20 protein-coding genes are annotated in these 23528 nt (G+C 39.0%); 5 read left to right on the forward strand and 15 right to left on the reverse strand.

Annotation, left to right across the window (positions count from 1 at the left end; all coding sequences use genetic code 11):
* Positions 1–70: 70 nt before the first annotated feature.
* A complete protein-coding gene (rbtA, locus tag J582_RS11925) occupies positions 71–1924 on the forward strand; it encodes a rhombotarget A (protein ID WP_032047931.1) in 1854 nt (617 codons plus the stop codon).
* 15 nt (positions 1925–1939) lie between these two features.
* Positions 1940–4369, forward strand: a complete 2430-nt coding sequence (locus J582_RS11930; RefSeq protein ID WP_031981965.1) for a CSLREA domain-containing protein — start codon at positions 1940–1942, stop codon at positions 4367–4369.
* Between the two features lie 84 nt (positions 4370–4453).
* Here the strand turns inward: J582_RS11930 and J582_RS11935 are convergent, their stop codons facing one another.
* The 5 genes from J582_RS11935 to J582_RS11955 all read right to left on the reverse strand — a co-directional run bounded on the left by J582_RS11935 (position 4454) and on the right by J582_RS11955 (position 7722).
* Positions 4454–4843 carry a DUF3106 domain-containing protein gene (locus J582_RS11935; RefSeq protein ID WP_002052406.1) on the reverse strand — a complete coding sequence of 130 codons (390 nt, stop codon included), beginning with the start codon at positions 4841–4843 and terminating at the stop codon, positions 4454–4456.
* Entirely contained in the window at positions 4833–5153 is a 321-nt protein-coding gene (locus tag J582_RS11940; protein ID WP_002052599.1) for a hypothetical protein, read from the reverse strand. Before J582_RS11940 ends, J582_RS11935 begins: the two co-directional genes overlap by 11 nt.
* The gene (locus J582_RS11945; RefSeq protein ID WP_000362317.1) at positions 5143–5757 is read right to left on the reverse strand and encodes an RNA polymerase sigma factor; all 615 of its coding nucleotides are present in this window, start codon (positions 5755–5757) and stop codon (positions 5143–5145) included. Before J582_RS11945 ends, J582_RS11940 begins: the two co-directional genes overlap by 11 nt.
* Before the next feature lie 159 nt (positions 5758–5916).
* Positions 5917–6693 carry a TrmH family RNA methyltransferase gene (locus J582_RS11950; protein ID WP_017394371.1) on the reverse strand — a complete coding sequence of 259 codons (777 nt, stop codon included), beginning with the start codon at positions 6691–6693 and terminating at the stop codon, positions 5917–5919.
* A 57-nt stretch (positions 6694–6750) separates the two neighbouring features.
* Positions 6751–7722 carry a class 1 fructose-bisphosphatase gene (locus tag J582_RS11955; protein WP_031981967.1) on the reverse strand — a complete coding sequence of 324 codons (972 nt, stop codon included), beginning with the start codon at positions 7720–7722 and terminating at the stop codon, positions 6751–6753.
* Positions 7723–7904: 182 nt separating this feature from the next.
* On the opposite strand from J582_RS11955, the gene J582_RS11960 reads away from it, so the two are divergent.
* Positions 7905–8093: an NF038105 family protein gene (locus J582_RS11960; RefSeq protein WP_004707487.1), complete on the forward strand. Its 189-nt coding sequence runs from the start codon at positions 7905–7907 to the stop codon at positions 8091–8093.
* Positions 8094–8147: 54 nt separating this feature from the next.
* Here the strand turns inward: J582_RS11960 and pal are convergent, their stop codons facing one another.
* From pal to J582_RS12010, 10 genes are all read right to left on the reverse strand, one after another.
* Complete coding sequence (gene pal / locus J582_RS11965; protein ID WP_002052670.1) at positions 8148–8711, reverse strand: peptidoglycan-associated lipoprotein Pal; 564 nt, start codon at positions 8709–8711, stop codon at positions 8148–8150.
* Between the two features lie 27 nt (positions 8712–8738).
* Positions 8739–10019, reverse strand: a complete 1281-nt coding sequence (gene tolB, locus J582_RS11970) for a Tol-Pal system beta propeller repeat protein TolB (protein ID WP_002052600.1) — start codon at positions 10017–10019, stop codon at positions 8739–8741.
* Positions 10020–10109: 90 nt separating this feature from the next.
* Positions 10110–11546, reverse strand: a complete 1437-nt coding sequence (gene tolA / locus J582_RS11975) for a cell envelope integrity protein TolA (protein WP_031981968.1) — start codon at positions 11544–11546, stop codon at positions 10110–10112.
* Positions 11547–11549: 3 nt separating this feature from the next.
* Positions 11550–12002 carry a protein TolR gene (gene tolR / locus J582_RS11980; RefSeq protein ID WP_002052868.1) on the reverse strand — a complete coding sequence of 151 codons (453 nt, stop codon included), beginning with the start codon at positions 12000–12002 and terminating at the stop codon, positions 11550–11552.
* Positions 12002–12700, reverse strand: a complete 699-nt coding sequence (gene tolQ / locus J582_RS11985; protein WP_002052880.1) for a protein TolQ — start codon at positions 12698–12700, stop codon at positions 12002–12004. Before tolQ ends, tolR begins: the two co-directional genes overlap by 1 nt.
* Before the next feature lie 24 nt (positions 12701–12724).
* A complete protein-coding gene (gene ybgC, locus J582_RS11990) occupies positions 12725–13132 on the reverse strand; it encodes a tol-pal system-associated acyl-CoA thioesterase (protein ID WP_002052673.1) in 408 nt (135 codons plus the stop codon).
* 209 nt (positions 13133–13341) lie between these two features.
* The gene (locus J582_RS11995; RefSeq protein WP_032047932.1) at positions 13342–14676 is read right to left on the reverse strand and encodes a M20 family metallopeptidase; all 1335 of its coding nucleotides are present in this window, start codon (positions 14674–14676) and stop codon (positions 13342–13344) included.
* 204 nt (positions 14677–14880) lie between these two features.
* Positions 14881–15885, reverse strand: coding sequence for a Holliday junction branch migration DNA helicase RuvB (gene ruvB / locus J582_RS12000; RefSeq protein ID WP_002052424.1), 1005 nt, complete (start codon positions 15883–15885; stop codon positions 14881–14883).
* Between the two features lie 8 nt (positions 15886–15893).
* A complete protein-coding gene (gene ruvA, locus J582_RS12005; RefSeq protein WP_004707498.1) occupies positions 15894–16493 on the reverse strand; it encodes a Holliday junction branch migration protein RuvA in 600 nt (199 codons plus the stop codon).
* 91 nt (positions 16494–16584) lie between these two features.
* Complete coding sequence (locus tag J582_RS12010) at positions 16585–17925, reverse strand: deoxyguanosinetriphosphate triphosphohydrolase (RefSeq protein WP_002052941.1); 1341 nt, start codon at positions 17923–17925, stop codon at positions 16585–16587.
* A gap of 309 nt (positions 17926–18234) precedes the next feature.
* On the opposite strand from J582_RS12010, the gene purL reads away from it, so the two are divergent.
* Positions 18235–22068, forward strand: a complete 3834-nt coding sequence (purL, locus tag J582_RS12015) for a phosphoribosylformylglycinamidine synthase (RefSeq protein WP_031981973.1) — start codon at positions 18235–18237, stop codon at positions 22066–22068.
* 82 nt (positions 22069–22150) lie between these two features.
* On the forward strand, positions 22151–23365 hold the full coding sequence (locus J582_RS12020) for a multidrug effflux MFS transporter (RefSeq protein WP_031981974.1): 1215 nt from the start codon (positions 22151–22153) through the stop codon (positions 23363–23365).
* The last annotated feature ends 163 nt before the right edge of the window (positions 23366–23528 follow it).

The raw sequence follows: 23528 nt of genomic DNA on the forward strand, positions 1-23528 counted from the left end.
TGCGATTGCAAAAGTGGACACTTTGCAATATTGACAAAGAAAAATGAAAAAAATAGGTAAGGAGAAGGGTATGCTCAAACGGAGCATTGCTTTTGCATTATTGGCTGCTGCTGGGCACGCTTATTCTGCTGATATTCAAGTGACAAGTTTAGCTGATGAAGATAAAGATGATACGGTATGTACGCTTAGGGAAGCTGTACAGTTCCTAAATTATCGTGGCTCATCTAATGCAGCTGACGTTGAAAAATATGCAAATGGGTATCATGGTTGTGGGAATAAAGATGCTTCATCAAATATTATTTTACAGCGCGATCAAGAATATAGCTTAAATAGCAGAATAACGATTACAGCTCCCCTTACAATTAGTACAGCAAAAAATGATTCTACATTAGTTGATACTGATCAGCCTGGTTCTCATAATGCAACTATCAAAATGGTCGGTACAGATCAATTATTTAAAATTGATGATGGTAGCGTTGAAAAAGCTTCTTTTGCTGTGACCTTAAGTGATCTTAACTTACAAGGTGCAGGCGCAAACTCTAATGTTTTAACAGGTGGTTTAATTTTAAACCATGAAAAATTGACTATTCAAAACTCTCGATTGATTGGTGGATATGCCAATCAGGGTGGGGCGATTTACAATCAAGGATTGTTATCGAAAACAGGTCAAACAGCTGGCTTTGTAACTATCATAAATAGTTTGATTCAAAATAATAAAGCAACCCAAGGCGGCGTCATTTACAGCGAGCAGCCTTTATATTTAGTGACCCAATCTGTAGTCCGAGATAATGAAGTTTCTTCTGCAGAGGGTGCCTTATTTTATGGCGCAACAAAATTTGATGATGAAAGTACTGGTGGATACTTAAATGTACGTGCCATAGGCTTTAGTAATAGTACCTTTTTCCATAATAAAGTTGGTTTTATTGCAAACATTAAAGATGGAATGTTTGTTAATAATATTACAATGATTAAAAATGCAGCAGGTTTATTTTTAGATGCTCCTCAAGGAAATGCTTCTGTTTCTAACAGTATTTTAGTCGGTAATGGGGTTAACTGTACTCCAAATACAAATGATCAAACTGTTGTCCAAAGCAACTTAGTGACCACTGATTGTAATCGCAATGCTTCTGCAAAGCTGCCTAATATACTTTTGCCTACAAGTGAAAAGTTAATTGCTGGTGATAGTGATGAAGGCATATGTGATGTAACCGCTAAAGACGGCTTGTTATGTCCATTTAATACACCAAAAGATAGTTTCCTTGGCTTTTTTAAACCACGATTACTTGAGAGCTATAACACTTTAGCTGACTCCTTAATTATTAATAAAGGACGTTTATATAGTGATGGCTCATCAATTGGTTTAGCGAGTTGTGAGAAACTCGATCAACGTGGAAAAAACCGTAGTGGTTATGATGAGTTATGTGATTTAGGGGCAATTGAATATATTTTAAATAATGAAATCGCAACAGTAGGGCAAGATATTAAATATGGACAAGTTGCAAAATTTAATATTTTAAATTCTTTAAGTGAAGCAGATTTGGTCACACCAGCTACATGTAAGCGTCTATTTGGTGACCGTCCCGATGGAAAAGAATGGCAACCAGGTTGTCTAAAAATAAAACAAAGTACTGATACGCCAGTCTCTAAAGGTAGTGTAACCATAGACCAAAATGGAAACGTGGTTTATACGCCAAATGGAAACTGGCATGGTGCAGACATTTTTAGTATTCAAGTCGTTACGAGTGTATCAAGATTTAATGATGGAACCGATTTCCAATATGTCTCGATTCCAGCAACCGTAGTCCAAGAACCTGTATCTGGTATTGAAGATAAGTCTGTTAGTACTGGTGGTGGGGGAAGTGTTGGTGGTGGATTAATTTTGGGATTATTCGGATTAATTGCATTGCGCCGTTTCAAGTCATAATCAGGGATGAGGACTATGAAAAACTATAAAAAAGCAGTATTAGCATTAGCTGTGCTAGCGGCTATGCCACTTTTTGCTGATACAGCAAATCAAAGAATCGAAGTAACAACTTTTGCAGATGAAGATGGTGAAAACCCTAATGCATGTTCGTTAAGGGAAGCCATAAAAGTTGCTGAAACACGAAGATCTGATTATGGATGTACAGTCTATAACACTTCTAAAAGTCAGGTAATCCAATTAAAAGCAGGAACTTATACATTAAACAAAGAATTGGTTCCAAATGCAGATATTGCGATTTATGGATATGGTGAAAAAGATCAAGATAAAAATTGGGCAGAAAAAAGTGTTTTAACCAATGATTATCCAGCATTACAACCGTTACAGACGAGAATTAATGCTGCTGGTAAGTCACGTATCTTTAATACAGCGGTAAATAAACAACCTTTATTTCTTCAAAATATTATTTTGGAAAATGGTTCAGCACAAGACTTTGGTGGTGCTATTTATGCAGGTGGTAATGTTACCTTATTAAATAGTCAAATCTTGAACTCACAAGCATCTAAAGGTGGTGCTATTTTTCTCGGTGGCGATAATGTTAATTTGTCGGCAACTCACTCTTTGATTCAAGGTAATAATGCAACATCTGGAAGTGTACTTTCAATGAGTTGTTGGAATGGCACAGCCTATACAAAACGGGAAGTAACATTTACCTCTTCTAGTATTATGAGTAATGGTTCAAATAGTTCTAATAATACTTTTGAGTTTTGTGGAGAGCCGAAAGCAACCTTTACAATTAATACAATAGCTAAAAATATTGCAAATACAGTAAATGGTAGCATTTTGAAATTTACTGGTGATGCTACTCCTAACGGTACACCTAATCCTTCAACCATACTTAGCGCTAACAGTAGTTTAACCTTAAAAAATAATACTATTGTTGAAAATAATGCTTATACCACGTTCTTATATGACACATTAGGAAGTAAAGAATTAAGATTTAATTTAATCGGTTATAACCCGGGAACCTATGCCTGTCATTATTTTATAGGGCCAGCCACTGATTTAAAAAATGCTGGTTTCATCCTATCTTTTAACGCATTAAATTTGACGAATGATGCTGGAAAATGTGATCTACCAAAGGAAGCTCTTACGTCTACACATCGAACTGTTGATATAGCAGGCCAGTCTTTTGACTCATTATTAGAACCTTTACATTCAGCTGGGCCAGAGACTGGTTTTTTACCAATTTATTATCCTAAAAATAATATAAGTGGTAAGAATCTAGTAGATGTAGACCCAGAGGGTAAAGACTCATGTACTTCTATCGACCAGCGCGGACTTTCACGCCTTGCCGATAGTAAATTATATTATCAACCAAATGGTCGTAATAGCTGTGATATTGGTTCGATTGAACTAATGAAACTGACCGCTGGAGATATAAAAGGTTTAGGTAATACGTCACTTACAGATCTGCTTGCAAAATATCAATCTCAATATGATACGGTTCAGAAGAATATCTTGAATCCAGATTATGCATATTTATTAAATGTATTAAAAATCGATTCAGCAAATTACAAGAACCTTCTTGATCAAACTAAAGCAAATGCAAAATATCGAGCAATTTATATCGACTTAAAGGCAAATGGTTTACCTTTACCAAATGAAGATAGTAGTCACTTATTAAAGTTCTTTAATACATCTGATTATAATATTAATCTTGAAACTGTCGGTACAGGATTGATCGACGATAAAGTTACAAACATTAAAAAGGATGATGGACTTTTTTGTGAATGGAATGATGCTTTACAGCAAATTATATTCTATCGTTCAGATGATATTATTACCCAAGCAGGTGATTATAACTATTGTAAATATACAATTAGCAGTAAAGATGGCACTACTCAATCATCTGGATTATTAGAAGCCCGATTTGATAATATCCCACCAGTTGCTGGTGATGGAACTGTAACTTTTAAATATTTAGCAAATGAAGTCATTCCTTTGAATTTATTACAGTATGCGAATGATGATGGGGACGGTCCTACAAGTACACTTAAGACAAAGCCAAATAAACCTAAATTTTGGGTGAATGATCAGGGTGTAGAGTTACCGATTTATATACCAAGTAAAACTTCAAAGGATGGTATTTTCAAGGTAGTCAAAGCAGATCGAGAAGGGCCATGTCCTAAAGATGATAGCGGTAATACTTGCTATGGTGGTAACATCTATATTCAAGCGAGTAACGTATTTAACACCTTCAATGATACATTGACTTACTATGTTTATGATGCAGATGGAACTATTTCAGCTAAAGCAGGAACGATTAATTTAGTAAGTACAGCAACTACAACAGATGATTCTCGAAGTGGAGGTGGAGGAAGTATTGGAATTTTCTCTCTGGCATCCTTGCTAAGTTTGATTGTCTATAGACGTTACCGTAAATAAGCATAAATAAAAAAAGCCTCCATAGGAGGCTTTTTTTATTTCTTATTAGATTTTTGAATGGCACATTATTAAAAAAAACAGTTTTTAGTGCTCTAAATATTTGTTGATATATTCTTCACGTATAGCGGTTCTTTCATCAGCACTTGCTTTGAGCATGCGTTGACGTAAATCATTACGTTCTTGTGTACTCATTTTTTGCCAAGCTTCACGCATTTTCTGTTTTTCTGCATCTGGAAGTTGGTTGAACCAATCCATACGTTGTTGCAGATTAGCGCTTTGGTTTGCTGGTAATTCTTTCAAGCTTTGATAGCGTTTAATTACTGCTCGTTGTTCTTCTTCAGACAAAGCATTCCAAGTATCATCTACTTGAGTATTGGCATCTTTAGAAAAAATCCAGAAACGTTCAAAACCCGCAAAACTGGTTTGCAGGAAACTTAATGAACAAAGGATAAGTGCTAACTTTTTAGCTACCATGTTGAACTTTATCCTCACCCAACACCATCAGCATTTCTAAATCTTCCACCATTTGTGGTGATAATTTAGGATTTACAACCACTTGATTTTGTGGCTTATCCATCATATCTACCGAATTAGGCAAAATAACAAAACCAGTAATTGCTGCTGCAAGTGCAAAACCAGTCATTTTCCAGACACTATAAAAAGAGGCTGGTTTTTGTTGGATATGGTCAAGCACATGATTCATCACCACTGTTTTATTTTTATGGTGATGGGCCAAACTATCGAGTTTAGACGTCACCTTTTTAGTGAAATCATCATGATTCATTGGAACCTCCCATGGGATTTAAATGCGCTAAGTACTCTCTAAGTCCCTGAATTGCTCGATGATAATGGGTTTTTACACTACCTTCAGTACAGTTCATAATTTGCGCTGTGGTGTGGGTATCGAAACCTTCCCAAGCACGTAACATGAAAGCTTGTTGTTGACGAACAGGTAGTTTTGCAATCGCTTCCTGAATTTCTTCTATGGTCACTGCTTGATCTAGAAAATCTGCTGGATTGATTGCTTTTTCATCGACAATATCAATGATTTCTTCATCATCATTGTCTAGACTAACTTTTTTGAAGAATGAAAATGGATTTGCTCGACGGGCTTCTTTGCGGCGCCAATCCTGAAGTTTATTGTTTAGAATGGTATAAAACAGCGGATACCATTCTTCAGTACTTCGATCGGCGTAAGACTTGTGTAAAGCAATAAATGCTTCCTGAACCAAGTCCATGGCAATGCCTTGTTGACCTTGGGTAGCACTTTCCATCATCACTAAAGCACGTCCAGTAACATCTTGCATAAAAACCTTTAGGCGTTGTTCAGCCGTGCTGGCATGAACACTAGATGCTTCCGATCGAGACTTTTTCGGTGCTAAATCCATGGAGATGGAAAATCCTGTCATTGGACGTACCCACCTTATCTTCAATATATCTCTTATATAACGTTGAAAAGAGGTGGGAGGTTGACAACAATCGGCTATTTTTTAGTAGTGTAAATGATTTTTTTCACAAATATGAGCGATGTAAAATAAATTAACGTTTTATTGGCGTTGGCGAACCATTTCAAAAAAACAAATTGATCCTGCAATTGCTACATTTAACGACTCTTGACCACCTGGTTGCGGTATTGTTACTGATTGTGCATGCTCTAAAGCGTAATCACTTGCGCCTTGTCCTTCGTTGCCTAAAATCCAAACACATGGTTTTGAAAGATCTTTTGAATAAAGACTGGTCGAGCGATGAGAGCTTGTAACGAAAACAGGAATATCGAATTTAGGAAGAATATCGGTCAATTGAAAGTTTTCAAAGCAAGACAGGCTAAAATGTGCGCCCATACCTGCTCTTAAAACACGTGGAGACCAAAGTGAGGCAGAGCCTTGTGTACAAATAATTTGTTTAATATTCGCTGCTGCTGCAGACCGTAATAATGTGCCTACGTTACCTGGGTCTTGTACATTTTCGAGAATTAGAGTGTCTACGTTATAGTCAATCGTTGATGCAGTTTTAGGCAAATCAATAATAGCTAAGCAAGGAAGCGTATTACCTAAGGTACTTAAGTCTTTATATAAAACTTCACTGATAATAAAGACATGACCCTGATGGAGCTCAATTATTTTCTTTAAATCGCTGTGTTCCAATGCTTGTTCAGTTGTAAACAAAGAAAAGAGTTTTTTCTGTTGTTGTAACCAAGCTAGGCAAAGGTGAGTACCTTCAAGAACCGTTTGTTGATGCTTTTTTCGGGCGCTATTGAGTTCAATTAAACCACGCAAATGTTTAATTTTTGCATTGTCTTTTGATTCTAAAAAAATAACCGCCATAAGGATATATCCAAAAGGGCGTCATCATACTATATGACGCCCTCTATAATTTAATTATTAATGATAGCTTGTTACGCGTTCAACTTCGTTTTTAGAACCGATAATTACCGGAACACGTTGGTGAAGCTCTGTTGGTTCAATGTCTAAAATACGAACACGGCCTGTAGTTGATGAACCACCTGCTTGTTCAATGAGCATACTCATTGGGTTAGCTTCATACATTAGACGTAAACGACCAGCTTTTTTCGGATCTTTTAAGTCATATGGATAAAGGAAGATACCACCACGGCATAAAATACGGTGAATATCACCCACCATACATGCTACCCAACGCATATTGAAATCTTTTTCACGTACAGATGTTTTACCTGCAAGTAACTCTTCAATATATTGTTTCACTGGTTGTTCCCAATGACGCTGGTTAGATGCGTTAATTGCAAATTCTTGAGTATCTGCTGATACTTGAACATTCTCTGTAGTAAGTAAGAATGTTTGAGTTTCTGGATCTAAAGTAAAGAAAACTACACCATTTCCAACTGTTAAAGCCATCATTGTTGATGGGCCATATAACACATAACCAGCAGCGACTTGTTGAGTACCTGCTTGCATGAAATCTTGCGCTTGTGTAACTGCATTTTTTGCAGGAAGAATCGAGAAGATTGTTCCTACGCACATGTTGATATCAATGTTACTTGAACCATCTAATGGGTCGAATAGTACCAAGTATTTGCCGTTTTCTTGCGCAGGTGTAAAATCATCAAGTTCTTCAGACGCAAGACCACCTACATGAGGATGAACTTTTAAAGCATCAATTAAATAGTCATTAGAAATCACATCAAGTTTTTTCTGTGTTTCACCTTGAACATTTTCATTACCTGCACTACCTAAAATTCCAGCCAATGCACCTTTTTGTAGGGCTTGGTCAATGGTTTTACAAGTCGTCGCAATCGTGTCGATAACTTGGGCCAACTCAGGTGTAAGGTTCCCTTTTTCTTGTTGTAAAAATTGGGACAATGTGAGGTTGGACATAAAAAAACGCTCCTGTGCGCAAGCATCAAAATGAGTCAAATAAATACGTGGCATATTCTAGATGAGAATGCCGAAAAATAAAAATTATCTTACTTTATTTGTGTTGCATTTATGCTTACAAGCCCCATTTTACGTGGTATGTTGTTTGCATAGCAAAGGAATGTATATTTAGGAGAATCGAAATGACAACTAAGAAGTTTGATGCGACCCCAACGGCAGGTGAACCAATCAATTTAGAAGAAATTTCGAAAGAAAGTGTTCAGGAGGCTTGGAAAGATTATGAAGCAAAACCTGAATATAAAGCTTTTAATAAGCACGATTTGATTGAGTCAATGCAACATTCAGAAGAAGAGGACAATAAATCTTCTTAAATTAAGAATGCAAAAATAAACGCCCATATTTGGGCGTTTATTTTTTTAGATGTTTTATTTTAATAGGGGAGGAACCGCTTCATAGTTAATTTCAACACGGCGGTTTTCTTTCCATGCTGATTCGTCATGTCCTGGATTAACTGGCGCTTCTTTACCATAACTTACCGCTTCAAGTTGCTGTGGATTTACACCACTTGTAATAAGGTAACTTTGAACGGCTTTTGCACGACGCTCACCTAAAGCCATGTTGTATTCACGCGTACCGCGTTCATCTGTATGACCAGTTAATGCAACTTTTGAGTTTGCATTGGCCATGAGGAATTGAGCATGGGCTTGAAGAGTTTGATAGTCTTCAGCAGATAAATCACTGCTGTCGTAATCAAAGTGAACAACACGTTTAGCTAAAGCAGCTTTATTTGCCTCAGTTACACCTTTTGATGAAGCACCTGCCAAATTTTGGGCATTTAATGCAGCATCTTCACTTAAACCTGTTGTGTTTACGGTGCTTGGGTTTGTAGTACCAGCATTTGCAGTCGTTGCTGGTTTACGGCTCGCACAACCTGTCATGACAAGCGCTACACTAAGTAGAGGAAAAGCCAAATATTTGATTGATTTCATCATCATCTCCATCAATGGAAGAAAAAGTTATTTAGGTGCCCAGGCTGGTTCACGTACTTCACCTTGCTCACTCGGTAAATTCATACGGAAACGACCATCAGTGGACATGATAGACAGTAAACCACGGTTTCCTTCACGAGTTGCGTAAACCACCATTTGCCCATTTGGTGAGAAACTTGGTGATTCATCTAAACTGGTTGGGGTAAGAATATTGACAATGCCTGTATTAATATCTTGGATAGCAACTTTATAGTTACTGCCACTTGGTCGATGCACCAGTGCAATTTTTTTACCATCTGCACTTAAAGTGCCACGAGCATTAAACGACCCTTTAAATGTTAAACGTTTTACTGAGCCATCTCCAAAATCATAGCGATAAATTTGAGGAGAGCCTCCACGGTCAGATGTGAAAATAAAAGCTTTTCCATCTGGTGTATAACGTGCTTCTGTATCAATGCCTGAGTCATTTGTCATACGTTTGACTTGGCGAGTTGATAAATCCATTTGATAAATTTCAGGGTTACCGTTCATTGATGCTGTAAATAGCATTGATTTACCATCTGGTGAAAAGCTCGGTGCACCATTTAAGCCTTTAAAGCTAGTCAGTACTTCACGTGTTCCTGTAGAGAGATCTTGTAAGTAAATTGCTGGGCGTTTAGTTTCAAAAGAAACATAAGCAATTTTTTTAGCGTCCGGAGTCCATGCCGGAGACAAAATCGGGTCGCGTGAAGAGAGAACAGTTTTTGGTTGTTCACCATCTGTATCTGCAATTTGTAAGGTGTAACGTTCCGCTGGGGTTGCGGGATTACGTAGTACATAGGCAATACGACCACTAAAATCACCTGCAATACCAGTCAATGCTTGATAAATAGCGTCACTTACCATATGTCCTGCTTGACGCACACGTGAAGCAGGAACATTTAGCAATTCATTCAAAAGATATTGCTGTTTTTGCACATCATAAAGCTGGTAATGAACTTCAAACCCATCAGCCGTTTGCTTAATTTGTCCAGTAACAACATATGGAATACCAGCAGCTTGCCAATCAGATGCTTGAATTTGATTAATTGCAGCATTTGCAGGTAAATTTTTTGATGAACTTGTAAAGCGGCCTGAACGGTTTAAGTCAGTCTCAACAATAGGGTAGAGACCATTGTCATTATTAAATGGAACAATAGCGATTTTTGGCGCCTGATCAGGTGCTTTTGCAATTTCTAAATGTAATTGAGCAAAGGCAGCTGTCGGTGCAAGAGGACTTAATGCTGTAAGCAACGTTAAGGCTAGAAGGTGTTTGCGGGTCGTTTTCATAGGTTTAAAGTCATTGAAGGCATTTTTGTGACTGTGGATTTTGTAACATAGTTACATGCCTTAAACTATTTAAAGCATGTAACAATATACTTATTTTGCAGTAAATGTTGAACTGAATGACCTTGCTTCACGTCGAGCATCAGGATCGGATGGCATTGGGTAAGGTGCAGCAGAACGAATCGCAGCTTCAACACTCGCTTTAACATCTGGGTTGCTAGAGCTAACAATAACTGATAATACAGCTCCACTATCGCTGAGAGTGACACGCGCAGTTGCTTTCTGACCCGATGTTCCTGCTGGGATATCCCAAGCATTTCGAATTTTCTGTTCAAAATCACGCTTCGCTGAAGATGCAATTTTTTTGGCTTCACCCTTTTTCTGTGCAGCTTCTTCCTGTGCTTTTTTGGCAGATGCAGCTTTTTCTTCTGCCTCAGCCTCAGCTTTACGCTTAGCCTCTTCAGCCGCTTTTTGCTGTTTCGCTTTCGCATCAGCTTCAGCCGCTTTCTGCTTTTTAGCCTTCGCGTCAGCTTCAGCTTTATGCTTAGCCTCTTCAGCCGCTTTCTGCTTTTTAGCCTTCGCGTCAGCTTCAGCTTTATGCTTAGCCTCTTCAGCCGCTTTTTGCTGTTTGGCTTTTGCATCAGCCTCAGCTTTACGCTTAGCCTCTTCAGCCGCTTTCTGCTTTTGGGCCTTCGCATCAGCTTCAGCTTTATGCTTAGCCTCTTCAGCCGCTTTCTGCTTTTGGGCTTTCGCATCAGCTTCAGCTTTACGCTTGGCTTCCTCAGCTACTTTCTGCTGTTTAACTTTCGCCTCTTCAGCTGCTTTACGTTTAGCATCTTCCGCAGCTTTTCGGGCTTCATGTTTAGCTTTTGCCTCAGCTTCAGCCTTACGTTTTGCTTCTTGCTGTGCCTGAAGTTTTGCATTTTCTGCTTCACGTTTTAGTTTTGCGTCAGCCTCAGCTTTACGTTTGGCTTCCTCAGCAACTTTGCGAGCTTCACTTTGTTCATGTTTAGTTTTTGCTTCAGTTTCAGCTTTACGCTTTTGTTCAGCTTCAACTTTTGCAGCTTTCGCTTCAGCTTGACGCTTAGCTTCAGCCTGCTGTTTTTGAGCTTCCTCTAAACGTTGTTGTTCCGCAGCTTGCTTCGCTTTAGCCGCTTCTTCAGCTTTACGTTTTTCCTCAGCTAATTTTGCTTGCTCAGCTTTTTGCTTTTGGGCAACCAGATGTTGTGCTGTTGGTGGAGGAGGTGGCACTGGTACTGCTGGAATATTTTGAGGAACATTTTCATCCACAATCGGACTTAAAACTTCTTCAGCCTGATTTTCTGCTGTGGTTTGTTGCTCAACTTCTTTTGCTAAAGGCGGTGGTAAATCTTCTGGCTTAACTAAAATAGTCGTCAGCTTTTTTGGCTGTTCAGGTGGTTTACTCAAGCCTAAAAAAAGCAAGCCGACAATAGCAATTGCATGAACTCCAAGTGTGAAGCCCAATGCAATTGCATTTTGTTTAAACGGAGGCTTTTGATTTTTGTTCATAGCTTATTTTAAAGGCTCTGTCAGAAGGCCAACTTGCGTTAAACCTGCTTCTTGTAAACTTGCCATCAATGATACGACTTCGCCATAAGGACGAGATTTATCACCATTCACTAAAACCGTAAGCTGTTTGTTTTCTTGTTCAGCTTGCTTTTGTGCTTCACTTAAAACAGATTCAAGTTTTTCACGAGAAAGTGGTTCGTTATCTTTGTAGTCTTGATATTGAAGATAAATATTGCCGTCTTTACCAATGGTTACCATGGCTGGCATATCTTTTGATTCAATTGGACGATTATTTGCCTGAGGTAAGTCGACTTTAATACCGCTAGTAATCATGGGAGCAGTCACCATGAAAATGACTAAAAGCACAAGCATTACATCGATATAAGGGACGACGTTCATGTCACTTTTTAATGGTTTTTTTATGCGCTCAAAGCGCCCTGAACGTTGAATAGCCATTATGCATCTTCCTGTGATGAACCCACAGATTGACGTTGCAATAAAGCAATCATTTCTTCAGCAAATAGTGCGCGGTCAGAGTAGACGCTTTCACCTTTAGCCGTAAAGTGGTTAAAAGCTAATACCGCAGGAATTGCAGCAAATAAACCAATAGCAGTTGCAATAAGCGCTTCAGCAATACCCGGCGCAACTGTTGCTAAAGTCACTTGATCAACGGCAGCCAAACCGATAAAGGCATTCATGATTCCCCAAACTGTACCGAATAAACCGATATATGGAGCAACAGAACCGATACTTGCTAGAGTGCCTAGGCCATATTCAAGGGTACCCTGATCACGACTTAAACCTACACGTAAAATACGCTCGGTGCCTTCGATCGTTTGAGAGGTAGACGCGTTACGCTTTTTAAGTTTGAAAAACTCACTCAGTCCTTGATAAAAGATATCCTCAAGGCCTGAGCGTTTTGAATTGAGTTGTGCGTTGTTATAGAGCGTATTAAGTTCAGCACCAGACCAGAACATTTTTTGGAAATGTTCATCACCTTGACGTGCTTTTTTATAACCCATATGTAACTTGGCAATTAAGTACCAACTAAAGATTGATGCTAACAATAAAATTAGCATGACCAATTGGACGACTGGACTTGCTTGTAAGATAAGGTCAGAAATATGCAGGGTTGATTCAATGTTTGTTGCCATAGTTACATATGCCGGTTGCTTTTTTTAGTCTTGTTCCAATTCTTTACGAATAAGATCACGTATTTCTTCAGGAAGGCGACGTGGCATCATTTCTTTACTTAAACATGCCAATTCAACCTCGCCAGAAGCAAGCAAGATTTCACCACGATAAATATTTTGTTGCAACACAAATGACGCAGCTTTACATGAAACTACACGTGCTGTAACAGTAATTAAGTCATCCATTAAAATAGGACGCATGTATTTCACATCAATTTTATGAACAACAAAGTTGTAATCTTTTTGACGCCAGTAATGGTCAACACCAGCAGCGCGGAGCCATTCTGTACGGGTACGCTCCATATAGCGAATGTGGTTGGCATGGTAAACAATACCACCTGCGTCCGTATCTTCGATATAAACACGAATGTTGAATTCAAAATGATTCGCCATGAGAGTATTCCGTTTTAGTTCACTATAGAGCTTTATATTTAAAATATGACTGCTGAATAAAACATCAGTTCTATCTCAAGTCATACATCTGCTTTTAAATACGGGGCAGTTTAGCAGATTGCATACTAAGTCCTATGGCACAACCTTTCAATTGCGATGGCTGTCTTTGTTGTCTAAAACGGTACCCTCTATGCAAGCATATTGTTAAGTTAAGACTGTTTCCACGCAGCCTGAACTTGTTTAGCTATATTGGGATAATCTAATACAAATCTTATATGCAGCTCAGTTCCTGTTTTTAAGGCCTTATCATCTACAATAAAATAGGGACTATGATTTGGTGCAGCTTGAGTTAAATCATGATTTTCTGGTGTTGCACCCAAGAAAATAAAAAATGAGGGCATTAATTTGCCATAATAGGCAAAATCTTCACTTGCGCTTGCATTATGATCCAAAACATGAAGTTTTGAGTCTCCAACAACCTTGAGTAATGTGGGTTGAATAAGTTGAGTCAGTGCTTTGTCATTCATTGTTACTGGAGCATAGGGCGCAATTTCAACTTTAGCAGTCACATCATTGGCTTGAGCATTATGCTCTATCATGGCTGGGAAACTTTTTAAGATATTTGCCCGTATCTGTTCGTTATTAGAACGAATAGTTCCCACCATATTAACTTGTTCAGGAATTATATTTCCTGCTGTGCCACCCTGAATATTACCAATACTCACTACCCCCATACCTTGGGTGAGATCAGTCCTTCGGCTAATAAGGCTTTGTAAATTATTAATCATTTGTGCCGATGCATAAATTGGATCTCTACCTAACCAAGGAGTAGAGCCATGTACTTGCTTGCCGTTGACTTGAATACGTAAATGGTCTGCACTATTTAAAATAGCACCGTCTTTATAATAAAGATGTCCACTTTGCATACCAGATATGACATGTATGCCAAAAATGGCTTCAGGTTTATAGTCTCTAAATGCTCCATCTGCGATCATTTTTCTTGATCCGATTTGATCACCTTGCGTGAAATTGTCTATATCTGCTCCACCTTCTTCAGCGGGTTGAAAAACAAAGACAACGGTACCTGATATTTTATCTTTATTGGCAGCCAGAATTTTTGCAGCCCCTAATAACATTGCAGTGTGCGCATCATGTCCACAAGCATGCATTACATAGGTTTCTTTACCTTGGTAAATTGCTTTTTGTTTACTTGCAAATGGCACACCACTTTTTTCTTCCATAGGTAGTGCATCCATATCGGCTCTAAGCGCAATAATAGGGCCGGGTTTATTTCCTTTTAAAATACCTACAACCCCTGTTTTGGCATAACCCGTTTTGACTTGAATGCCATAAGACTTTAATTCTTTTTGAACAAGTGCAGATGTTTTAAATTCCATATTGCCAAGTTCAGGATTTTGATGAATATGTTGTCTTAACTGAATGACCTGATTTTCATTTTGTTGTGCAGCATCTTTGATCCAATCTGCTAGGCTCAGTTGACTCATTAAGGCGAATGGCAGAAGTAAAGCGGCTTTTTTGTACATGTCCTTATCCTAAAAATATTATTGTTCATAAGATTTAATATCTAGATTTCTTATAATTCAGTTTTTAAAAATATTAAAAAATCAATAAGGTATAAATAAAGACTTAAAAGGTATAGAGTAATTAACTTATTGATAAGACAATTTTTATTTGAGTTAAAAAGAATAGTTAAATTAAAAAAGGAAGAGAAAACTCTCTTCCTTTGCTTAGTTTTTAGGCTCAGGGGGCGTCATTCCAAACTGTAAATAAGATTGGTTGGTTGCTATACGACCTCGTGCGGTACGCATGACATAACCTTGTTGAATTAAATAAGGTTCAATCACGTCTTCAAGTGTGCCGCTGTCTTCAGCCATGGCAGCTGCAAGCGCTTCAACTCCAGCAGGACCGCCATCAAAACGCTCGAGTAACATGCTCAAATAACGACGGTCTAAGGTATCTAGACCAGCTTTATCAACATTGAGCATATCAAGCGCACGTTGTGCCATTTCATGAGTCACTTCACCCGTACCTTTTACTTGTGCATAGTCTCGAACACGTCGTAATAAACGGTTGGCAATACGCGGAGTACCGCGTGAGCGACGAGCTACTTCTTCTGCACCTTCAACTGTAATTGGTACATCCATGAGGTTTGCAGAACGTGACACGATATGAGTTAGGTCTTCTACAGAGTAAAACTCAAGACGCTGCACAATACCAAAACGGTCGCGTAGAGGTGAGGTGAGTAAGCCGGCACGTGTGGTGGCAGCAACGAGCGTAAAAGGTGGTAAATCTAGTTTAATTGAACGAGCAGCAGGGCCTTCACCAATCATGATATCGAGTTGGTAATCTTCCATTGCCGGATACAGAATTTCTTCAATCACTGGAGAAAGACGGTGAATTTCATCAATAAATAGAACATCGCCTTCTTCAAGGTTGGTGAGCATTGCAGCCAAATCACCCGCACGCTCTAAAACAGGTCCTGAAGTGGATTTGAGATTGCCACCCATTTCACGCGCAATAATATTGGCAAGCGTGGTTTTTCCTAAGCCAGGTGGACCGAAAATCAGTGTGTGATCGAGTGCTTCACCACGACCACGAGCCGCACCGATGAAAATTTCCATTTGCTCGCGTACAACTGGCTGTCCAATATAATCGGCAAGTGAAGTCGGTCGAATAGCCCGATCAAAATGATCTTCAGGTTTTTCTGTTCCACTGATTAGACGGTCTTGCATAAATGTATTTACTTCATCATTGATTTAAGAGCAGCACGAATAATATCGGCTGATTCAGTGTAATCGGCTTTAACCGCAGCTACAGCTTTTTGTGCTTCAAGTGGTTTATAACCTAAAGACTGTAATGCTGCTTCTGCTTCAGCAACAGGAGAGTTTGCAGCAAATTGAATTTGAGGCATGGTAGCCACAGTTGAAGTGCCTTGAGCCAAGGTTTTGAAACGGTCACGTAGTTCAATCATTAAACGTTCAGCCGTTTTTTTACCTACACCCGGAACTTTAACCAAAGTGTTTACATCGTCATGTTCAATTGTGTGTACTAGCAATTCAACACTTAAAGTAGAGAGAATACCTAATGCCATTTTCGGGCCAACACCATTTACTTTTAATAAGGTGCGGAAAATTGTTTTCTCTTGAGCATCACTAAAACCATAAAGCTGCTGAGCATCTTCGCGGACGACCAAATGCGTCCATAGCGTAACTTTCTGGCCTTTTTGTAATTGGCAAAATGTTGAAAGTGGCGTATCAATTTCATAGCCCACACCATTTACATTCAGTAAGACAGTTGGGGCTTCTAGGGCAAACACTTCGCCAATTAAACATCCGATCATAGCGTAATTTCACTTATTCATAACTGTAAATCTGGTCGTTCTAAATGTATTAAAACGACACCAGCTGTATTTCTTTCTATATTAAGGCAACTTAAAACAAGCCGATTTTATTACCTTGTAGCTCTTGCGCCAAGCTATAAGCCTGATGATCTGAAAACTTACTAATAATATCGAGTACCTGCATGATATTGTTGTAGTGGTTGTTGCTAAAGCGAGCACCGTATAAATGGAGAATAGACATTAAACGTTGCTCTTTAAAGCTTAAAGATTTATGCGGCATGGTTAATGGTACAAATGCATCAAGAATAGTTTGCAAACTTTGATGAGCAATAATTTCTAAACCAGACTTTTGTGGATGTTCAAATATTTTTTCACGAGCCAGATTTTTAGCTGTTTCAATACCTTTAGCAATATCTGGCGAGCAGTATTGTAAAAGGCTACCTTGAAGCTGACCCGTAATAATTTCATACTGATGCTTAGCAAAAGCTGTTGTGACTTCATCAACCAGACGCTTCATAACACGGCCACGTAATGCCGAAATTTTTTGTTGCCATGTACTGCTCGGCTGTGACAACTCTTCAGGTTGACCATAATCTGCAATTAAGTTCAGAAAAATCGGTTCAACTTCTTGATAGTGCAGCATATTTAAAATAATGCCATCTTCTAAGTCGATTAGGGCATAGCAAATATCATCTGCTGCTTCTAATAAATAGGTGAGTGGATGGCGGCAGTAGTGATATTCACCTAATTGAATGAGACCAAGCTGTTCAGCAATTTGTTTTAAAATTTCTTTTTCAGACTGATAACAACCAAATTTCGCCCGTTGGTGAGAGGGACGATCGCCTTGGGAAGCAATTGTTTTTGAAAGCCAAGGATATTTTAAATAAGCGCCTAAGGTCGCGTAAGTTAAACGCATTCCTCCATCATCTGGATGATAGTCAATACGGGTTAATAAGCGTAAACCTTGAGCATTGCCTTCAAACTGACGAACATCGGCTTCTTCTTCGGGAGTTAATTTTTTTAGAAAATCATTATGTGAGGCATCGTCAAACCATTCACGAATCGCATACTCGCCGGCATGACCAAAGGGTGGGTTGCCAATATCATGAGCAAGGCAGGCTGCTTGAATGATTGCACCGACATCGGCAGGAGAAATCCAAACGGGCAATTCATCTTTTATTTTTTCGGCTGCCAGCATGCCCATGGAACGGCCAATACAGGAAACCTCAAGGGAGTGAGTTAAACGGGTATGGATACCGTCATGCTGTGCTAAAGGGTGAACTTGGGTCTTACGGTTTAACTGACGAAAACTTTGTGAAAATATAATGCGGTCATAATCTTTATGAAATGGGCTACGAGCCAGCTCTGTACTGCTTTTTTTGCTACCTAAACGAACCGCAGAAAGCAGTTCTAACCAACGCATTTGTTCCATTTATCATTATTCAAAACTATAAAGCCTGATCATGCCAAAAAAAACTTAAAAGCACTAGCGTGGTGCGACATAGTTTGTCTTAGTTCAGGTTTTATTATGTTATTGAATAAACATGAAACAATTTATTTTGAGTGAGAATGATTAAAAAAATGATTTTGAACAAAAAACACGTCACTTCTTGCAGAATTAGGTTACAGAATACTGATTCTACATCTAGCTGATTTTAGCAAGACACAGTAGAATATGCGCTCTCTCTAAAGTCACATTGCGGTAAGGTTCACAAGACCTGCCCGTGGAGCCAAAATCAACATGTTTATCGTGGCCGGTGCAGCAGCACATTCTTCTTTTAAGAAAGCTCAACTATTAACACGTTTATCGTCAATTAGTTCTGTTCAATCTTTTGACAGCCAATGGGTCTATTTGTTTGATCAAGCGCTCAACGAGCAGCAACATCAATCTGCTTTGCAATTATTAAATGACGGTGAGTCTTTTGAACTTCGTCAACCTGCAAGTGATGAGATTCAGATTTTAGTGACACCACGTGTGGGTACTATTTCACCTTGGTCTTCTAAAGCAACTGATATCTTCAAGAACTGTAATACACCAGTTCACCGTTTAGAACGTGGTCTTTTATTTACGTTAAAAGGTGTTTCTGAAATTGCTAATGAAGTAAAACAAGTACTTCATGACCGTATGACTGAAACTGTTTTTGCACAAATTGAAGATGCAAAAGCACTATTTTCAGAAACAGCACCAAAACCTTTAAATTCAATTGATATTTTAGGTCAAGGTAAAGAAGCATTAGTAAAAGCCAACAACGAATTTGGTTTTGCTTTATCTGAACAAGAAATTGATTATTTAACAGAAGCATTTACTCGACTTGGTCGTAACCCAAATGACATCGAGTTAATGATGTTTGCACAAGCAAACTCTGAACATTGTCGTCATAAAATCTTCGGTTCTGAATGGACAATTGATGGTGAAAAACAACCATTATCATTGTTCCAAATGATTAAAAACACCTATAAAGAATCTCCAACTGACGTGTTATCAGCATATAAAGATAACGCTTCTGTAATTGTTGGTTATGACACGATGCGTTTTTATCCGAAAGCAGATGAAAACGGTCATTTTGTTTACAAATATAAGAGCCAAGCTGCTCATATTTTAATGAAGGTGGAAACGCACAACCACCCAACAGCAATTTCTCCATTTGCTGGTGCAGCAACAGGTTCAGGCGGTGAAATCCGTGATGAAGGTGCAACTGGTCGTGGTGGTAAACCAAAAGCGGGTTTAACAGGCTTTACAGTTTCTAACTTAAATATTCCTGGTTTTGAACAACCTTGGGAAGAAAACTACGGTAAACCTTCACGTATGGCATCGCCATTACAAATTATGATTGAAGGTCCATTAGGTGGCGCGGCATTTAACAACGAATTCGGTCGTCCTGCATTAAATGGTTATTTCCGTACTTTCGAACAAAATGTAAATGGTGAAGTGAAGGGCTTCCATAAGCCAATCATGATTGCTGGTGGTTACGGTAACATCCGTCCTGACCATGTAGAAAAAGATGCGATTCAACCGGGTGATCTGCTCATTGTATTGGGTGGTCCTGCGATGTTAATTGGTCTTGGTGGTGGTGCAGCCTCTTCTGTAGATAGCGGCACAATGGGGGAAAGCCTTGATTTCGCATCTGTACAACGTGAAAACCCAGAAATGGAACGCCGTTGTCAGGAAGTGATTGATACATGCTGGCGTTTAGAAGACTTCAACCCAATCGTATCTATTCATGACGTAGGTGCTGGTGGTTTATCAAATGCAATGCCTGAGCTTGTAAACGACCACGAGTTAGGTGCAGTTCTTAACCTTCGTAAGATTCCTTCATTAGAGCCGGGCATGAGCCCAATGGAAATCTGGTCAAATGAAGCACAAGAGCGTTATGTTCTTGCAATTCGTCCAGAGTCTTTAGAACAGTTCGAATCAATCTGTGCTCGTGAACGTTGTCCGTTTGCCGTGTTAGGTGAAGCAACTGAAGCTCGTCACTTAACTGTTGAAGATCCATTGTTCCAAAACAACGCAGTTGATATCCCAATGCAAGTGATGCTTGGTGGTACACCGCGTATGCAACGTTCTTATGAAACAATTGAACGTAAAGGTAACGAATTTGACGCTTCAAAAGTTGATTTGAAAGATGCTATTTTCCGTGTATTGAAAAATCCTACAGTTGCATCTAAGTCATTCTTGATCACCATTGGTGACCGTTCAATTACAGGTATGGTTGCACGTGACCAAATGGTTGGTCGTTGGCAGATTCCTGTTGCAGATGCAGCAGTAACGACTACAAGCCTACAAGGCTTCACTGGTGAAGCAATGGCAATGGGGGAGCGTCCGCCAGTTGCATTGTTGAATCCAGCAGCGTCTGCTCGTTTGGCAGTTGCTGAAGCAATTACCAATATTGCATGTGCAAACATTGAACAAATTAGCGATATCAAACTTTCAGCAAACTGGATGGCTGCTGCTGGTCAAAAAGGTGAAGACCAAGCATTGTTTGAAGGTGTGAAAGCGATTGGTATGGAAATGTGTCCTGCTTTAGGAATTGCGATTCCTGTAGGTAAAGACTCACTTTCAATGCGTACCACTTGGAATGATAACGGTGAAGATAAAGCTGTAACCTCTCCAATGACTGGTGTAATTACTGCATTTGCTCCAGTAGCTGATGTTCGTAAGACTTTAACGCCTGAACTTAAGAATTTAGAAGATTCAGTACTTGTACGTATTGATTTATCTAAAGGTCAGTTCCGTTTAGGTGGTTCGATTCTTGCTCAAGTATATAAAGCAATTGGTTCAATCACTCCAGACGTTGATAGTTTTGATGATTTCAAAGCGTTCTTTGCTTTAATTCAAGACTGGAATAACCGTGGCTTGATTCAAGCTTACCACGACATCGGTGATGGTGGTTTACTTGCAACTGTAGCTGAAATGATGTTTGCTTCACGTTTAGGTGTAGCATTAGAGAACCAAACTACTGCGGGCTTATTTGCAGAAGAAATTGGTGCAGTAGTTCAAATCAAAGCAGTTGATTGGGAAGCTTTACAAGCAGAAGTTGCTGCTTCTAGCTTAAAAGATGCAATTGCTGTAGTTGGTCGTGTAAATAACACCGATCAATTATCTGTAAATGGCTTAACACTAGAGCGTGCAGAGTTACAACAAGCTTGGTCTGAAGTATCTCATCAGATCCAACGTTTACGTGATAACGTAGAAACTGCTGACCAAGAATTTGCTTTAATTACTGATAAATCACATCAAGGCTTAATTGCTAAACCAACATTTGACTTGAATGAACCTATTGAAGCACCGTTCATTAACACACGTCGTCCGAATATGGCAATCTTGCGTGAGCAAGGCGTAAATGGTCATATTGAGATGGCGGCAGCCTTTGACAAGGTTGGTTTCAATACCGTTGACGTGCACATGAGTGATTTACTTGCTGGTCGTGTAAGCCTAAGTGATTTCGAAGGCTTGGTAACTTGTGGTGGTTTCTCTTACGGTGACGTAATGGGTGCTGGCGGTGGCTGGGCAAAATCAGTTCTGTTTAATGCAAAATTACGTGATCAATTCGAGCAATTCTTCCACCGTGAAGGTACGTTTAGCTTAGGTATCTGTAATGGTTGCCAAATGTTGTCACAATTAGCACCGCTTATTCCGGGTGCTGAACACTGGCCACGTTTCCATCGTAATATGTCAGAAGTTTTTGAAGCGCGTAGCGTAAACGTTCGTGTTGAAAAATCTGTTTCTGTATTACTAGATGGTATGGAAGGTTCGATTTTACCGATTGCTGTAGCACATGGTGAAGGTCGTGCAGTTGCTAGCGAAGCTGATATTGCAAGCTTAAATGCAGCGAATCAAGTTGCATTGCGTTATGTTGATAGTCACGGTAACCCGACTCAACATTATCCATTGAACCCGAACGGTTCGCCGGAAGCGATTACTGGTGTAACATCTAAAGACGGTCGTGCAACGATTATGATGCCGCACCCAGAGCGTACCTTCCGTGCAATTCAACACTCTTGGAGTCCAGAAGAGTGGACTGAAGACGGTGCATGGTTACGTATGTTCCGTAATGCACGTAAGTTTATTGGATAATATAAAAATTGAAATAAGCCACCGTCAGGTGGCTTATTTGTATGTAGTACAATGTGAATAAAATAAATAGTAGAGAAGAAAAATGAATTCAAAAATCCATTTCCGTGAGTTTGCACTTCTGATGGCATTACTCATGTCTATTGTTTCTTTTTCGATAGATGCAGTTTTACCTGCCTTAGGTGAGATTGGACGAGTTTTTGAATTAAAGAATAATAATCAGACTCAATGGGTCATCATTGGTATTTTTTCCGGTATGACAATAGGTCAGCTTATAGCGGGACCGCTATCCGATGCAATCGGCCGTAAGCGCATTTTATTTACCGGTATCATCATTTACTTTTTGGGAAGTTTATTGTGCTTTACCACACAAAGTTTTGAATGGTTTTTAGTAGGACGCTTCATTCAAGGTATTGGGGTTTCTGGGCCTTATGTTGCTTCTATTTCAATTGTTAGAGATAAATACAGCGGTGCTCAAATGGCCCGTATCATGTCTTTAATCATGATGGTCTTTATGGTTGCACCTGCGATTGCACCAAGTCTGGGGCAGCTTATTATTCATTTCTTTGGTTGGCGTGATATTTTTGTTTTATACATGGCGTATGCACTAGTCGTTGGGGCATGGGTCGCTCTACGATTAGAAGAGACACTAATTCCTGAAAACCGTTTACCTATGCGTTTACAAGCATTTCAAGAGGGCTTTAAAGAAGTAGTGAGTAATAAAACCACCATGAGCTATTTGCTATGTGCAGGCTTTTGTTTTGGTGGATTTATTGGTTATTTGGGAACTTCTCAACAAATTTTTATGCAGCAATTTGGTAAAACTGGGCAAGAATTTAGTGCTTATTTTGCTGTGCTTGCTGGTGTAATGGGCATTGCTTCATTTACCAATTCTAAAATTGTCATGAAATTTGGTATGCGTCCAATCTGTATTTATGGATTTCTCGGTCTTTGCTTAATTTCAATTATTTTCTTAGGGATTCAACTTATAGGTGTGACTGTAGCATTTTGGATGTTTATGCTTTATGCCTGCATTCTGTTCTTATTATTTGGAACTCTATTTGGTAATTTAAATGCGATTGCAATGGAGCCAATGGGGCATGTTGCCGGCATGGCATCGGCTATTATTGGTGCAGCGTCCTCCGTTTTGTCACTTATTCTTGCCTCTATTATTGGGCAATTATATAACGGCACATTAATTCCAATGACTTGCGGTTTTGTCATTTTATGTGGTTTAGCATTTATGATGACCGTATATGAGAAGAGGCAGTTAAAGATTGTAGATAATGCAAATCTTTGATTAATTATGATAAAAGTTTTATTTCTATATTATTGTCTTTAGATAAATGAAGAAAAGATTATTAGATACCGCAACTGTATTACTAGATAAGTTTGTTAATCGTTATCATGATTGTGAGGGGTTTTGGGAAATCGATGTTTTGTATACATATTGTTTGTCACTA

Source organism: Acinetobacter sp. 1566109, from assembly GCF_000582255.1.
Taxonomy (GTDB): domain Bacteria; phylum Pseudomonadota; class Gammaproteobacteria; order Pseudomonadales; family Moraxellaceae; genus Acinetobacter; species Acinetobacter nosocomialis.

Bases quoted from the DNA above. Each gene is read 5' to 3' on its own strand.
- tolA (WP_031981968.1), bottom strand. From the start codon at position 11,546: ATGAACAAAAATCAAAAGCCTCCGTTTAAACAAAATGCAATTGCATTG.
- J582_RS11935 (WP_002052406.1), bottom strand. From the start codon at position 4,843: ATGGTAGCTAAAAAGTTAGCACTTATCCTTTGTTCATTAAGTTTCCTG.
- ybgC (WP_002052673.1), bottom strand. From the start codon at position 13,132: ATGGCGAATCATTTTGAATTCAACATTCGTGTTTATATCGAAGATACG.
- ruvA (WP_004707498.1), bottom strand. From the start codon at position 16,493: ATGATCGGATGTTTAATTGGCGAAGTGTTTGCCCTAGAAGCCCCAACT.
- J582_RS11945 (WP_000362317.1), bottom strand. From the start codon at position 5,757: ATGGATTTAGCACCGAAAAAGTCTCGATCGGAAGCATCTAGTGTTCAT.
- J582_RS11960 (WP_004707487.1), top strand. From the start codon at position 7,905: ATGACAACTAAGAAGTTTGATGCGACCCCAACGGCAGGTGAACCAATC.
- J582_RS11955 (WP_031981967.1), bottom strand. From the start codon at position 7,722: ATGTCCAACCTCACATTGTCCCAATTTTTACAACAAGAAAAAGGGAAC.
- pal (WP_002052670.1), bottom strand. From the start codon at position 8,711: ATGAAATCAATCAAATATTTGGCTTTTCCTCTACTTAGTGTAGCGCTT.
- ruvB (WP_002052424.1), bottom strand. From the start codon at position 15,885: ATGCAAGACCGTCTAATCAGTGGAACAGAAAAACCTGAAGATCATTTT.
- tolB (WP_002052600.1), bottom strand. From the start codon at position 10,019: ATGAAAACGACCCGCAAACACCTTCTAGCCTTAACGTTGCTTACAGCA.
- J582_RS11930 (WP_031981965.1), top strand. From the start codon at position 1,940: ATGAAAAACTATAAAAAAGCAGTATTAGCATTAGCTGTGCTAGCGGCT.
- tolQ (WP_002052880.1), bottom strand. From the start codon at position 12,700: ATGGCAACAAACATTGAATCAACCCTGCATATTTCTGACCTTATCTTA.
- purL (WP_031981973.1), top strand. From the start codon at position 18,235: ATGTTTATCGTGGCCGGTGCAGCAGCACATTCTTCTTTTAAGAAAGCT.
- tolR (WP_002052868.1), bottom strand. From the start codon at position 12,002: ATGGCTATTCAACGTTCAGGGCGCTTTGAGCGCATAAAAAAACCATTA.
- J582_RS11950 (WP_017394371.1), bottom strand. From the start codon at position 6,693: ATGGCGGTTATTTTTTTAGAATCAAAAGACAATGCAAAAATTAAACAT.
- J582_RS12010 (WP_002052941.1), bottom strand. From the start codon at position 17,925: ATGGAACAAATGCGTTGGTTAGAACTGCTTTCTGCGGTTCGTTTAGGT.
- J582_RS11995 (WP_032047932.1), bottom strand. From the start codon at position 14,676: ATGTACAAAAAAGCCGCTTTACTTCTGCCATTCGCCTTAATGAGTCAA.
- rbtA (WP_032047931.1), top strand. From the start codon at position 71: ATGCTCAAACGGAGCATTGCTTTTGCATTATTGGCTGCTGCTGGGCAC.
- J582_RS11940 (WP_002052599.1), bottom strand. From the start codon at position 5,153: ATGAATCATGATGATTTCACTAAAAAGGTGACGTCTAAACTCGATAGT.
- J582_RS12020 (WP_031981974.1), top strand. From the start codon at position 22,151: ATGAATTCAAAAATCCATTTCCGTGAGTTTGCACTTCTGATGGCATTA.